Origin of the sequence: Candidatus Fusobacterium pullicola, assembly GCA_018883725.1 — a bacterium.
GTDB classification, from domain to species: domain Bacteria; phylum Fusobacteriota; class Fusobacteriia; order Fusobacteriales; family Fusobacteriaceae; genus Fusobacterium_A; species Fusobacterium_A pullicola.
This window is the reverse complement of the sequence record JAHLFN010000068.1, coordinates 51,068-65,951: the sequence shown is the minus strand read 5'-3', so window position 1 is coordinate 65,951 and position 14,884 is coordinate 51,068. Positions and strand designations below refer to the sequence as shown.

Annotated in this window: 12 protein-coding genes; 3 read left to right on the top strand and 9 right to left on the bottom strand. The window is 28.1% G+C overall.

Annotated features, from left to right (window positions below):
* Positions 1 to 120: 120 nt before the first annotated feature.
* From IAA47_07490 to IAA47_07465, 6 genes are all read right to left on the bottom strand, one after another.
* A complete protein-coding gene (locus IAA47_07490) occupies positions 121 to 1,689 on the bottom strand; it encodes a ClC family H(+)/Cl(-) exchange transporter (protein ID MBU3842808.1) in 1,569 nt (522 codons plus the stop codon).
* A gap of 298 nt (positions 1,690 to 1,987) precedes the next feature.
* On the bottom strand, positions 1,988 to 2,911 hold the full coding sequence (locus IAA47_07485) for an LD-carboxypeptidase (protein ID MBU3842807.1): 924 nt from the start codon (positions 2,909 to 2,911) through the stop codon (positions 1,988 to 1,990).
* 9 nt (positions 2,912 to 2,920) lie between these two features.
* Positions 2,921 to 4,588: a D-alanyl-D-alanine carboxypeptidase/D-alanyl-D-alanine-endopeptidase gene (gene dacB, locus IAA47_07480; protein MBU3842806.1), complete on the bottom strand. Its 1,668-nt coding sequence runs from the start codon at positions 4,586 to 4,588 to the stop codon at positions 2,921 to 2,923.
* A gap of 21 nt (positions 4,589 to 4,609) precedes the next feature.
* The gene (locus IAA47_07475; protein MBU3842805.1) at positions 4,610 to 5,149 is read right to left on the bottom strand and encodes a spore maturation protein; all 540 of its coding nucleotides are present in this window, start codon (positions 5,147 to 5,149) and stop codon (positions 4,610 to 4,612) included.
* Positions 5,150 to 5,194: 45 nt separating this feature from the next.
* Positions 5,195 to 5,791, bottom strand: a complete 597-nt coding sequence (locus IAA47_07470; protein ID MBU3842804.1) for a nucleoside recognition protein — start codon at positions 5,789 to 5,791, stop codon at positions 5,195 to 5,197.
* A gap of 517 nt (positions 5,792 to 6,308) precedes the next feature.
* Complete coding sequence (locus IAA47_07465) at positions 6,309 to 7,193, bottom strand: DMT family transporter (protein ID MBU3842803.1); 885 nt, start codon at positions 7,191 to 7,193, stop codon at positions 6,309 to 6,311.
* A 143-nt stretch (positions 7,194 to 7,336) separates the two neighbouring features.
* Between IAA47_07465 and sppA the strand changes: the two genes are divergently transcribed.
* The 3 genes from sppA (at position 7,337) to IAA47_07450 (ending at position 10,699) form a co-directional block, all read left to right on the top strand.
* Positions 7,337 to 9,061, top strand: a complete 1,725-nt coding sequence (sppA, locus tag IAA47_07460) for a signal peptide peptidase SppA (GenBank protein MBU3842802.1) — start codon at positions 7,337 to 7,339, stop codon at positions 9,059 to 9,061.
* A gap of 75 nt (positions 9,062 to 9,136) precedes the next feature.
* Positions 9,137 to 9,493 (top strand): YbaB/EbfC family nucleoid-associated protein, encoded by a 357-nt coding sequence (locus tag IAA47_07455; protein MBU3842801.1) that lies wholly within the window; start codon positions 9,137 to 9,139, stop codon positions 9,491 to 9,493.
* A gap of 105 nt (positions 9,494 to 9,598) precedes the next feature.
* Positions 9,599 to 10,699: a choloylglycine hydrolase family protein gene (locus tag IAA47_07450; GenBank protein MBU3842800.1), complete on the top strand. Its 1,101-nt coding sequence runs from the start codon at positions 9,599 to 9,601 to the stop codon at positions 10,697 to 10,699.
* Positions 10,700 to 10,817: 118 nt separating this feature from the next.
* On the opposite strand, the gene corA is transcribed toward IAA47_07450, so the two are convergent.
* Genes corA through murJ form a run of 3 tightly spaced genes read right to left on the bottom strand, consistent with a single transcriptional unit; the run spans position 10,818 to position 14,882 of the window.
* Complete coding sequence (corA, locus tag IAA47_07445; GenBank protein MBU3842799.1) at positions 10,818 to 11,885, bottom strand: magnesium/cobalt transporter CorA; 1,068 nt, start codon at positions 11,883 to 11,885, stop codon at positions 10,818 to 10,820.
* 10 nt (positions 11,886 to 11,895) lie between these two features.
* Positions 11,896 to 13,422, bottom strand: coding sequence for an Eco57I restriction-modification methylase domain-containing protein (locus tag IAA47_07440; GenBank protein MBU3842798.1), 1,527 nt, complete (start codon positions 13,420 to 13,422; stop codon positions 11,896 to 11,898).
* Positions 13,422 to 14,882, bottom strand: a complete 1,461-nt coding sequence (murJ, locus tag IAA47_07435) for a murein biosynthesis integral membrane protein MurJ (protein ID MBU3842797.1) — start codon at positions 14,880 to 14,882, stop codon at positions 13,422 to 13,424. Before murJ ends, IAA47_07440 begins: the two co-directional genes overlap by 1 nt.
* Positions 14,883 to 14,884: the final 2 nt, after the last annotated feature.

The following is a 14,884-nucleotide window of genomic DNA, read 5'->3' as shown; positions in this document are numbered from 1 at the left end:
TATTTGTAACACTTTTGACATTAACTAATGGTATACTTAATACATACTAAATCTTTCCCCAAAATATTTTATATAGATATAACTAAATAAAAAGGACTTGAAGATCAAGTCCTTTTTATTTTAATTTCCACCTTGCTTGTATAACATTTCTTTCATATTATAAACTTTATTTTCTGGTAAAAGAAGTGTCAACACATCTCCACTTTCTATCTCAGTATTTCCTTTAGGAATTATCTCATGATCATTCCTTGTAATAGCAACTACCAAAACATCTTCAGCCCATTTTATTTCTGATATTTTTTTCCCATCTAATTCAGATTCAGCCATTATAGGTATAGAGATTACTGTCTTTTTCTCATTTTTCTCCTCGATCATTGGAGTATCTTTTGGCATACGTTTAAACAGTATCTCATATATAGGTTCTAAACCTAAAAGATCAGTTACATAGTAAGCTATAACCGATACAGTAACTAATGCTAATAAATGATCAAAATTCCCAGTCATCTCTAAAATAAGTACTGCTCCAGTTATTGGAGCTCTTACAACAGCTACAAAGTAACCAGCCATTCCTAAAACCATAAAATGTGGAACATATTCTATTCCTATTCCAAGATATTTCATCAAAGTTAATCCATATATTTTTCCAATAATAGCTCCCAATACCAACATTGGTAAAAATATTCCACCTGCAAATCCTGTTGCATAGCTTAATGCTGTAAAAAAAAGTTTTATTAAAAATATTATTATTAATAACTTTATTGTCCTAGTTCCACCAGCCATTCCCTCTACTAGTTCATGACCTCCTCCAGTAACTTCTGGAAGCAAATAGCATAATAGTAAAGAAGTTGACATTACAAAGCTAATCTTTAGCCATCTTGAAAGCTTTAACTCCTTGAAATGATCTTGTACTTTTATTAATGTAGTTGTAAATAATTTTCCAAAAAAAGCTATAATAATCCCTAGGATAATATATAGTGCAAACTGATAATATGGATTAATATTTTTAGGATAACTAGCTATTAAATTAAATGATGGATTCATTCCAAATATTCTTCTTCCAACAAAATCAGAAGCTATACTAGCTAAAAATGTACATATCAATAGTTTAGCAGAAATATACTTATGTAATTCCTCTAAAGCAAAAATTACTCCTGAAAGAGGAGCTCCGAAAGCACCAGCTAATCCTGCACTTGAACCACTTGTAATTAAATATTTTTTCTCTATACTATCTCTTTTAAATATTTTAGTAATTCCAAAACCAATATATGAACCTAATTGTACTGATGGCCCCTCTCTTCCCAATGAAAGACCAGCTCCAATTCCCATAAGTCCAGTTATAAATTTAGCTATAAGCTCTTGGAACCACTTTATATAATCTAACTTTCTTAATAATATTCCCTTTACTTGTGGTATACCACTTCCGGAAATCTTAGGATATTTTTTAGATATATAATCTACTAAAAGTCCTATTAAAATAAAAGATAACCAAATAATAAATATAGTGTGTGTTCCTTCTATCAAAGAGTTCTTTATCATTAGCTCTCTAAAATGATTAATATAATTTAAAGCTAATCTATAGAGTGATACTGTAACCCCTGTCAAAGTTCCCACAACTATACATAACAGATATAACTTTCCACTTCCTTTTTGTAAAAGTTTCAAATTATCTGCCACTGTTTCTGTTTTCATGAAACCCCTCCAGATTTTTATTATTGAACTCCTTTATTTTAATACTTTTTATGTTTTTATTCAATATATTTTTTATATTTTTACACTTTTTTGGCAGGCTTGTAAAAATTTTTTCTAAAATTATTTTAGCAATTTTTTTACCTGTATACTATCTATCAATTTTATTTTTTTATCATTCATATTTTTATTATTTTTCCTTTTAAAAATTAATATTTCTTTATTTTTTTTGTTCATAATAATAGAATTCAATTAAAAAATGAGGTATTTTGAATTAAACTCATAATACCTCATCTCTACTTTATTCACTAACTACTCTCTCCAATACTTTTAGCTCTTTATTATAAGTATCTATTTCACATATAGCCCCTAATGGAAGAGTCAACATTGGCTCTGAATGCCCACTTTCAAAATTATATATTACAGGCTTTTTTAACTCCTTAAAATAATTCTGAAAAACCTCTAAAAGTGTCATATCTTTTTCTGAATCTTGAATACAGTTTTTAAAATCTCCTAGAACTAAACCTTCTATTTTTTCAAAAACACCATGCTTTTTTAATTGATTTAGAAATCTATCTATTTTATAAGTTTTTTCTCCAATCTCTTCTAAAAATAGTATCTTTCCATTATAATCTAAATCATATTCAGTTCCAAGTGTTGCTATAAGAGTAGCTAAATTTCCACCTACAAGCTTTCCCTTTGCTCTTCCTTCATTTAAAACTTCCAACTCTTTTGTAATATTTTTTATACTTTGTTTATCTCTTGAGTTAGAAAGTATCTCTATGAAATTTTCATATGTATCTCTGTTATAATTACCAGTAAAATTACTTACTGCCATTGGTCCATGAAATGTTATTAGATTAGCTTTTTCATTTAATGCTATATGTAGTGTTGTTATATCACTATAACCTACAAATATTTTTGGATTTCTTTTTATAACTTCAAAATCTAAAAGCTCTATTAATCTATTACATCCATATCCTCCACGCATACAAATTATAGCATCAATACTTTTATCATCAAAAAAACTATTTATCTCTTCTGCTCTTTCTTCGTCTGTTCCAGCATATGAATACCACTGTTTTTTAGTACACTCTCCCAAAATTACCTGATATCCCATGTCTTCTATGTTTTTCTTTGCCTCTAAAACTTTCTCATAAGTTGTACAGCTAGCTGGTGCTATAATTCCTATTGTATCACCTTTTTTTAGTTTTTTTCCTAACATTTTATCCCTCTAAAATAAATCATTAATTAACGTTTCCATATTATCTTTTAATTTATTTCTACTTCCATTCCAATGATTAACAATTATTGTAAATGCAAGCTCACGTCCATCTTTCTTTACATATCCAGTATAAGATTGAATTCCACTCATACTTCCACTTTTTACTCTTATATCTCCAGAGAATACACTTGGTTCTAAGAAATCTGAAACAGTTCCCTCATAACCCCCTCTTGGTAAAAGCTTATCAAACCCAGAATAGTTTTTATTCATATATACTAATATATTTGTTAAAATATCTGCTGATACATAATCTCCACGAGAAAGTCCACTTCCATCATTCATCACGAGGGCTTTTGTATCAACTCCTTTTGCTTTCCAAAACTCTTCAATATCTACATCTTTTAGTTTTATAAGTTGATATAGATGCTCTGTATAGTGATTATCACTTCTTTTTAGAAGTACTCTTACCATCTCTTCTATTGTAGCTGATTTTGTAATAGCTAAAGTATTTGGGTTTTTAGGTCTTTTATTTGTATTTCTACTTGTTTTTACCTCTCCATTTACAGCAATTCCAACAGTTTTTAAACTATTTTTAAAGTATTGCCCTAAAAATAAACCTGGATTTGGAATATCACTTTTTGTAACTATTTTCTCTTGATTTGCTGGTACTTCTCCGTTTAAGATTCTCTTATTTTCAAAAGCTACTCCTCTTACTGAAAAACTCTTTCTACCCTTTTCAGATACCTTTAATCTATTTTCAAATTTTAATCCTTCTATTTCTGGCTTAGTTCCAACAATTTTTACATTTTTATCATCTGATTTTAAATATAAAGTATAGAGATTATCAAATATACTAACTCCATATGTTCCCTGTCCATAGCTAGTTCCAAAATCTTCCCATAGCCATTTCTCCTCTACTCCTACATAACCAAATAGATTATCTATTACAATTATATCTCCATCTATTTTTTTAATCTGAGCAGCTTCTATTTTACTTAACCATTCTTCCATGAATGCACTTTGTTTAACCTTTATTCCATCAGATCCTAATGTTGGATCTCCACCACCTATTATATATATATCCCCTTTTAATATACCTTCATTATCTATTTTTCCATCATATAAAAGTTTAGTTTCCAATCTAGTATTAGCTCCTAAAACTTCTAAAGCTGTAGCTGATGTTATAACTTTAAAAACTGAAGCCGGATTCATTGCTGCCTCTTTATGATAACTTCCTATGGTTTCTCCAGTTTTTAAATCTACAATACTAATTCCTACATTACTATATCTTAATGTTTCTAAATTTACAAATTTATCTATAGCTTTTTGAGTTTTTTCCTTAACTATATTTTTTTTACTTTTAAAAATCTGTTTTTCATTTTTTTTCTCTTTAATATCGTTAAGTATAGTCTCTTTTTTAGTTGAATCTACTTCATCTATACTTTTAATACTATTTTCTAAACTCTCTTTTTTGATATCTATTCTAGCTTCCTTTGCTTCTTGAAGACTCTCGTTAGTGTTTTGAAGATTTTTTAAGATATCACTTGGTGAATCTATTTGGGTTTGCTCTGAAACTTCAAGATTTTGAGCAAGATTCTGATTTTCATTTTCTACTTTTGTATTAGTACATCCAGTTAATAAAATTATAGCTACTAATAATAATTTAATTTTTTTCATTTTCTACTCCAAATTATATTTTTATGCAAACATAATTCTACAAATCCATACTGCAGTTAGTAATCCAGCTAGGTCGGCTAGTAATCCAACTGCAACAGCATGCCTCGTTTTTCTTATGCTTACTGCTCCAAAATATACAGCAAGAACATAGAAAGTAGTTTCTGTAGATCCCATCATTGTTGAAGCTATTCTTCCTATTAAAGAGTCTGGTCCATATGTTAACATTAAATCATTCATTACCCCAGTTGCTCCACCACCTGATAATGGTCTTAATATTGCCATTGGTAATACCTCTCCAGGCATTCCTATCAATCCAAATACAGGATCTAATATCTTCATCATTATATCGATACATCCAGAAGCTCTAAATATCCCTATTGCAACTAACATTGCTACTAAAAATGGTATAATTCTTATTGATGTATTAAATCCTTCCTTTGCTCCTTCACAAAATACCTCATATACTTTTATTTTTTTTACAAAATAAGCATATCCTACTATTATTAAAATTATTAATGGTATTGCATAAAGTGAGATACTCTCCATTATTCTTACAAACATATTCTTCCTCCTAAATTTTACTAAATATTCAAAATTATTTCAATATTATATTTTTTCTCTTCTATACTTTGGTAATTTTTCTAAAAATTTGCACGAAATTATAGCTACTGCTGTAGACGCTATTGTTGCTACTATAGTAGGAGCTATTATCTCTGTTGCATTAGCTGAACCTGCAGCTACTCTATAAGCTATTGTACTTGATGATATAAGAGTTATTGATGAAGTATTTATAGCTAAAAACATTACCATTGAATTTGAAGCTTCATCTTTATTATCATTTAATAATTGTAACTCTTGCATAGCCTTTATTCCTAAAGGAGTTGCTGCATTTCCTAATCCAAAAAAGTTTGCTGCCATATTGGCTACCATACTTCCCATTGCTGGATGATCAGCAGGTACTTCTGGAAATAATCTTACTAAGATTGGTTTCATTAAATTTCCAATAGCCTTTACCATTCCAGCTTCCTCTGCTATTTTCATTAACCCAAGCCAAAGTACCATAACACCTATCATCTCTATAGATAAAGTTACTGCTGTTCCCGCTGATTTAATTGCTGAGTCTGTGACAGCCTGTACATTACCTGTAAATATTCCTACTAAAATTCCTATAACTATAAGTCCACACCAAATTGCATTAATCATTAATATATACCTCCTCAAATTTTTAGCAAAATAAAAAAATCACAGCTGACTAAACTGTGATAAATTACAAAAAAGATAAAATAATCCCTCTCTTATTCTCACAGATAGCTCTCCACTGAAAAAATTCAATGACAACAATGTAAATATTATCCACATTGCCAACAAAAGAGTTTAGCTCTCTCTTCCATTTCGGCAAATTCCCCTTTCAAAATATCATAACGCCTGCCAAGCTATATATTTTTACTCCTGTCATTTGCTCCTCTATCTTGCTTTTACTATTAGTATACATTAGTTTATTCTTATTGTACAATATATTTTTTATATCATTAAAATATATTTAATCTCATATATTTATAAAAAAATAATTAGTTTTTCAAAATATTTATTGACAATAACAAAATATATGTTATAATAATATTGTCATAAGACATTTCCTTAAATTACATTTTAATTTCTACGTATAAAGAAGTCCTGAGGCCGAAGGGACTTCTTTATCGTTTTTTGTAAAATCCATATCTTATTTATAAAAAAATAAAACTATTCCTAAAACTGATATACATGCTCCAATAATCTCTTTTAGTGCTATTTTTTCTTTAAAAAATAAATATGAAATAGGAATAATTAATATAGGACTCGTTGAGGCAATTGTTGATATAACTCCTGCATTTCCTAGATTCAATGCTGCAACCAAAAATGTTATTCCTGCTGTTGCAGTAATAGTTCCAGCTGTAATTAAAAGTAAATTTCTAAAATCTCCAGCTACTTTAAATACTTTTCTCCATAACTTTTTTATAGTTATAAAAATAATGAAAACTAATAAAGCACATATCATTCTAATCTGAGTAGATGAACTAGGATTATATCCAATCGAACCCATTTTTGTAAAAATAGTTCCTATAGCTTCAAAAATAGTAGCTATACATATATACATTATCCCTTTTGAAGATATTTTTTTATTTTGCTCCCCATCTTTAGATTTTAAAACAACTATTAATACTCCACTACATGTTATTATCATAGCTAATAATTGAGTTAAAGTTAAAACTTCTCCTAAAAATACATATCCAAAAACTCCAACTATAAGAGGTGTTAATGTCATAAACAACATACATAATCTAGCACCTATTAAAACATAAGATTCATATAGAAATATATCCCCTAAAAATAACCCTATTATCCCAGAAACTCCTAGTATCTTCCAATTATAACTAGTAGAATCAGTTGGTAAAAATACTCCTCTTTCTACGAAGGTAAATACCCCTAAAAATATTATTCCTATTACTAATCTTATTACATTTACTGAAATACTATCAGCTCTTTTTGATGCTTTTTCAAAAAATAAAGAACTCAAAGCCCAACCTAAAGCTGTTATCAATGCAAAAATCTCTCCTAAATACTTCATTAAATCCTCCTTCTATACCTTTCTTAACTATGATTATATTATATATATTAAAAAATCAAAAGAAAATATTTATTTTATTTGACTATCTTTTATAATATTGATATCATTTAAAATATAAATCAATATAGGAGAAGATAGTTGTTATGAAACTCTTTAAATTTTTAAAAAATTTGATATTTGGAACTGTTATTTTTATTATAAAGGAGATATTTTCATTCTTTATAAAATTAGTTTTAATGTCAATACTATTACTTATAATAATTGGAGTATTTAATAAATATTCAGCACAAAAAGAAAAAAATAATTTAAAAATTGAAAAAGGAAGTTATATTGTTATTGACTTAGGGAATAAATATAGTGAGAAATCTGAAGCTATTCCTAATTTTCTCAAAGATGGAGAGATCAATTTTTTCTCACTGTTAAAAAAATTAGATTCTATCAATTCTAATCCCAATGTTGAAGGTATTTTCCTTAAACTTGATAATATAACATTGGATAGAGCTCAAATTGAGGAGCTTGGATCAAAATTAAATATTTTAAAAGAGAATAATAAAAAAATTCTCTCTTTTGCTCTTAACTTAAATAATAGAAACTATTCACTTGCACTTAACTCTAATGAGATAATTATGCCACCTACTATGAGTGCTAATGTTAATCTCACTGGTTATTATAGTGAATTAGCATACTATAAGGGATTAGCAGATAAATTTGGAGTAAAATTTAATGTTATCCACGTTGGAGATTATAAGTCTTATGGTGAAAATTTTACTAAAAAAGAGATGTCTAATGAGTATAGAGAGAATATTAAAAGACTTCATGATAAAATATATGATAACTTCTTAAATAAAATTATTATAGAAAGAAAAATTAATAAAGAACTTATTAATGATAGAATTTTAAATGGTGATTTTGTTTTTTCTGAACCACATCAAATGGAAAAATTTCATCTTATTGATAAACTTGCTTATGAAGAGGATATATTTAATACAATAGGAAAGAAAAAATTAATTCCTATTGAAAAATATCAAGAAACTAAAATCAACTCCCCAGAGAAAATTGCTATCATCTATGGTGAAGGAAGTATACTTCTTAGCAGTGAAAAAGGTAGTATCGGTAACTCTATAACTCCTGATAAAATATCAAATGAAATTGATAAAGCTTTGGAAAATCCAGAGATAAAAGGAATTGTTTTAAGACTTAATTCCCCTGGTGGTTCTGCACTTGCTTCTAATATCATTCATCATAAATTAAAAGAAGCTAATAAGCAGAAACCTATCTACATATCTGTAGGTGGAGTTGCTGCTTCTGGAGGATACTATATTGCTGTTTCTGGAAACAAGATTTTTGCTGATAAAGAAAGTATTACTGGCTCTATTGGAGTTGTTTCCCTTATTCCAAACTTCAACGGTCTTATGAAAAAATTAGATATTAATATTGAAACTGTTAAAAAAGGTAAATATTCTGATCTATTCTCTTTGACTAAAGATTTTACTGAGGAAGATGAAGAAAAAATTTATGCTTCTAGCTTTAAGGTATATAGTGAGTTTTTAGATATTGTAGCACAAGGAAGAGAGTTAGATAGAGATTATGTACACTCTATTGCTCAAGGAAAAGTTTGGTTGGGAGAAGAGGCAAAAAATCTTAAACTTATAGATGAAATTGGTGGCTTAGAGCTGACTATAAATACTCTGGCTAAAGATTTAAAATTAAGTAATTATGAAGTTATTGAAATTGTTGAAAGTGATAGTTTTGAAACTATTCTTAAACAATATCTACCTTTTAAAACTTTAATTCAAAATTTTTCATCTTTAGATGAAAATAATGAATTATTCTTCAAACCTAGCTATTTTTTCCCATATAATCTATAAGAAAACTATTGAAACTTTATATAGTTATATGATATAATCACTGTTAGTGAGAAAAATATCAGGAGGAGAATTATAATGGTAAGAAAATTAAAAGGTGGAAAAACATCTCAAGGTGCAGGAAGCCAAATGAATATATTAAAACAAGCTCAAGCTATGCAACAACAAATGTTATTAGTTCAAGAAGGACTTAAAGAAAAAGAGTTAACTTCTTCTGTTGGTGGAGGAGCTGTAACTGTAAAAGTTAATGGGCAAAAAGAACTATTAGAAGTTAAATTAACTGATGAAATAGTTAAAGAAGCTGCACAAGATAAAGAGATGTTAGAAGATTTAGTTCTTTCTGCAGTAAAAGAAGCTATGAGACAAGCTGATGAATTAGCTGAAGCTGAAATGGGAAAAATAACTGGTGGTATCAATATCCCTGGACTTTTCTAATCTATAGAAAGAAATTTAAGAGAAGATGTTTTTCTTCTCTTTTTTTATTGCTCTACAGTTTTTATATGGTATAATGTATTATCAAATAATTTTAGGAGGGGTTTCATGAAAAAAATTTTTAAATTGTCACTTAGTTTATTTTTAATTTTCTCTGGTGTTGCTCTTGCATGTACTGGTATTACTATTAGAACAATAGATAACCAAATGATTCAAGGTAGAACGATAGAGTATGGTGAAAGTAATCTGAATAGTAAATTAGTAGTATCTCCAAGAGGAAAAGAGTATCAATCTTTAACTCCTGATGGAAAGATGGAGGGGCACAAATGGAAAGCTAAGTATGGTTATGTTGGAGCCTCTGTCATAAATGATTTATTCATCGGAGAAGGGATCAATGAAGCTGGGCTTAATGCTGGTCTTTTTTATTTCCCTCATTATGGTAGTCTTACAAAATATACTCCAAAAATATCAAAAAAATCTGTTGTTGATATGCAATTTGTGAGTTGGATCTTATCTAACTTCTCAACTGTCGAAGAGGTAAAAGAAGGAATTAAAAATATTAAAGTTGTCAATGTTGGTTATGATAAAAATGGAAACCCTCTTCCTACAGCTCACTGGAGAGTTGCAGATGCAAAGGGTGGAAATATAGTTATTGAAATTATTAATAATGGTGAAGTTAAAATCTATGATAACAAAGTAGGAGTTCTAACTAATGCTCCAGATTTTGATTGGCACGTAAAAAATCTTAATAACTATATAAATCTTTATTCTGGAAATGCTAAAAACTATAACGTAAATGGTGAAGAGATATTCTCTTTTGGAGTAGGAACAGGAGCTTTAGGATTACCTGGAGATATCACTCCTCCATCGAGATTTATCAGAGCTTTTTATCTTCTTACAGCTATGAAACCTGCTGCTACTACTAAAGAAGCCGTAGATGAAGCTATTCATATTCTTAATAATTTTGATTTGCCTATAGGTGTTGAATATCCTGCTGATCAACAAGCATATATTCCAAAAGATTTACCTAGTGCTACTCAATGGACAGCTATAAGTAATTTAAGTGATAGAGAGTTTTATTACAAAACTATGTATAATAGTCAAATAAGAAAAGTTGATTTAAAGAAGATAAATTTTTCAACTGTTAAATTTACATCTATTCCTTTAGATGAAAAACCTCAAGAAAATATACAAGAATTAACATTTTAAATTGATGTTCTAGTAGTTATTTAACTATATTTTGATAAAAAACTCAAGAGCTAACTTTCTTCTCTTGAGTTTTTTATTCCCATTTTTTATAATACTTTAATATTTATACAGAGTTTTCTTAAATCCACTTCTTCTTCTTAAAATATGCAATCATAGCTAGTACAAGTACAAACATTATTCCTAATATTACAAAATATCCATATCTGCTCTGTAACTCTGGCATATATTCAAAGTTCATTCCATACAAGCTTGCTAAGAAACTAAGTGGCATAAATATTGTAGAGATTATTGCTAATATTTGCATAACCTCGTTCATTCCATTACTAATTGTAGAATGATATAGTTGAATTAATTCCGTTACTCTACTATTTAATATATCTAGAGTATCATGTACTATAATTCCATGATCTGATAAGTCTGTCAGATAAATTTTAATATCATCATTCAAATATTCTGCTACACTATTCGTCTGTAGTCTACTGATTAACTCTCTAATAGGTCCTATCGTTCTTTTTAATGTAGTAACTTTTTGTTTTAATGTAATAATAGTTTGTAAATCCTCTCTTTCAGGATTATTAATAACTTTAGATTCTAATCTATCTATCTCTATCTCTACTTCATCTAGTATCATAAAATAGTTATCTACTATACTATCTAATATTACATAAGTTAAATAACCTACACTCTTCTTTCTCATTCTTGAATTTGGAGCTTCTATTCTAGCTCTAATTGAATCAAAAGCATCCCCTGGAGTTTCTTGAAATGTAATAAGATAATCCTCTTTTACAATAAAGGAAACTTGCTCATAAGCTATATCCTTGGATATAAGATTTAAATTTAGCATCTTCATAACTATGAATAGATAATCTTCCCGTTCTTCTACTTTAGCTCTTTGAGTACTATTAACTAAATCCTCCATTACTAGATTATCAAGATTAAAAAGCTCTCCTATCCTTTTTATCAGTGGAATATTGTGTATTCCATCTATATTTATCCAAGTAATCCCTTTAAAGTCTTTTTTTATCTCACTCAAATCACTATTCTCATCAAAAAGTTCTCTTTTAGTTATACTATCATTGTAAGCAAGTATATCTATATGTATCTTATGTTGTGGATTTTCACCAGTATATATTATACTTCCTGGGGGAAGTCCAACTTTTTTTACTCTATTTGATGAATCATTCATCTAATTCACCTCACTTACTAAAAATTTTTTCAAAATAATTATCAATCTCTCTCTGAATCTCTAAATCATATTTATCTATCTGCTTCTTTACAAGAGAAGATATATACTCTATATCTTCTTTAACTTTTGGATAATATATTGGTGTTTCTTTTAATGGTGTAGAATAAAATTCATAATTTTTTCCTTTTGATTTTCCATTATACTTAAACCATTCTAAAAATGAAGTAGAATTCATATATCCTAAAATATAAAAAATATCTATCTCATTACTCTTAGTTGTTATAAAGTAAATATCAGCACTTCCATAAAATTCACTTTCATCGTAAGAGAATTGATTTGTCTTACATCTTTGTCTTACAAGAATCTTAGGTTTGCAAAATATCTCTCTATCTCTAGCCCATTGAAGTTGCCACCATTTTATCTGACCAGTCAATACCTCTCTTCTTTTTGAAAGCTCTTCATAATAATTTTTTAAATATAGCTCTAACTCCTCATCTAATTCAGTTTCTCTATCTAAATAAAGTATCCAAAACTGATTCTTACTATTAGTATATTTTCCTATATCCTTATTTTTATAAAAAGGTTTTAAATACTTTGAAAACTCATTTTGAAAGCTATTGAAAATAAAAGCTTTATCATAACCAGAAACTATTCCTTGATTTATATTTACCAAATCTCCCAATTTATAATTTGAGATACTGATCACTCTTCTATTATACTCTCTACTCTCTTCATCTGCCAAGATTATTTTATCATTTTCATCATATAATAAAGAATTTTCTATCTTAAAACTTTTTTCTGGTAGCTCTATATTTACACTTTTTTTTTCTTTAGTAGATTTTATCCAACTAAAAATAATATTATGCTGACCTTTTGCCTTTGAAAAAAGTGAGTTATCATAGAATATAATTTCAGAAAACAAGCCATTTTCTTTTAAGGTATTTCTTAATTTCTTTCCACTATCTGCCTTAAGCCAATAGTTTGTAGTTAGATAAACAAGGATACCATTTTCATCTAATATTTCAATAGCTTTCTCAATAAAAAAGTAAAAATAATCCATTCTCGCTTCATAATACTTTTTTCCAAAATTCGTATTTTTTACCTGTTGAAATATCTCTTTATTATTTTTTTCACCAAGATATGGTGGATTTCCTAAAATGATATTATATCCACTCTCTTCTAAAAGCAATCCATCACTATTTTCGATATTTAGTATTCCATCTAAAGAGTAGCTTGTTAATAGCTCTCTTCCCTTCTCCTTAGTTAGCTTTACTGCCTCATTATCAATATCATAACCCTTTATCCAATTAGAATTATAATAATACTCTCCTGTAATCTCTTTTGAAATTATAATAAGAGCTTCTAAAAATGGAAGTAATAGATTTCCACTTCCACAAGAAAGATCACAAACCCTTATTTTATCTAATTTCTCTTTACTCATTTCACCATTAAAATAATTATCAATTGCAATTTTAGTAATTTTATCAGCAATCTTATTTGGAGTATAAATCTTATAATTATATACCTTCTCTTCCATTAGAATACTTCCATTTTATTTTTTATTAAGCTTCTTGTCCAAAATAACATATATACAGCAGAAAAAACTATCAGTTTTAAAATTGTATTTTCTACTTTAAAACTTGCTAATAGAGCAAAACTTGTAACTATTAGTGTTTTAGCAAAGAAAATATAACTTTTTTTCAAACTAAAATTAATATATTTTTTTCTGAAAACTATTAAAAGTAAAATAAAGTTAACTGCGGCAGCTACTGAAGTAGACAGTGCAATTCCTCTATACTCTAATTTTTCTATCAATAGAAAATTTAAAACTATATTAACTACTATAGATACTATAGAAAACTTTACTGGATGTCTACTATCTTTTACACTATAAAAAGCTCTTGTCATTAAGTATATAGCCGTATAAAAATATAATCCTAAAGAGTAATATAGTAAAACTTGAGCTGTTACTTTTACTGCTTCCTCATCAAATTTTCCATAAGATAGTGTTAATCTAATAACTTCTGGAGCATAAAAAGTCAGTACAGCAGTTGATGGAATTATTAAAAATAGTAGTATGTTTAATCCTTTTACTATATTATCCGTTGCCTCTTTATAATTATTTCTTGACATCGCCTTTGACAATCCTGGAAATATTACTGTAGATATTGATACTCCAAAAACTCCTACTGGTAATAAATATAACCTTGTAGCATTTTCAAGGGCTGATACCCCTCCAGCGGCTAAATATGAAGCAAACATCTGATCTACAATGGTGTTTACCTGTCTAGCTACTATCCCTATAAGCATTGGACATATCATTATAAATATTCTTTTTAAATAAGGATCCTTCCAATCTATTTTGAAAGAATATCCCTTTACTATTTTAAAAAACGCTGGTAAAACTACTAAAAATTGAAGAACTCCTCCAATTACAACTCCATAAGCTAAGGCATCTATTCCATAGCTTTTTCCAAAATACATAGAGGCTAAAATTATTGCTAAATTAAAAAATATTGATGTAGAAGCTGGAACAGCAAATTGTTTAAAATTATTTAAAATAGCACATATCATTCCTGATAAACTTATAAAGATAAAATATACTGACATTATCTTTAATAGTCTTGAAGCTAGTAATTTAGTTTCTGCCGAAAATCCACTTACTATTCCATCTATTATTCCCTGTGAAAATATTATCATCAATATTGTAATTATCGTACTAAAAACAAAGAGTAAATTTAGTATTGAATATATAAACTCCTTACTTCTCTCTTCTCCCTCTATTTCTACTCTTTCATTATAAAGTGGGATAAATGAGCTACCTAAAGCTCCCTCTCCTAAAAGTTGCCTAAAAAAATTACTTATTTTAAAAGCACTGAAAAAAGCATCTGTCATAGCAGATGCTCCAAAGTAATAAGCTATTATTCCAGCTCTTACTAAGCCTAATACTCTGCTTATCATTGTTATTATCATTACTAGAAGTCCACTTCTAAACATAA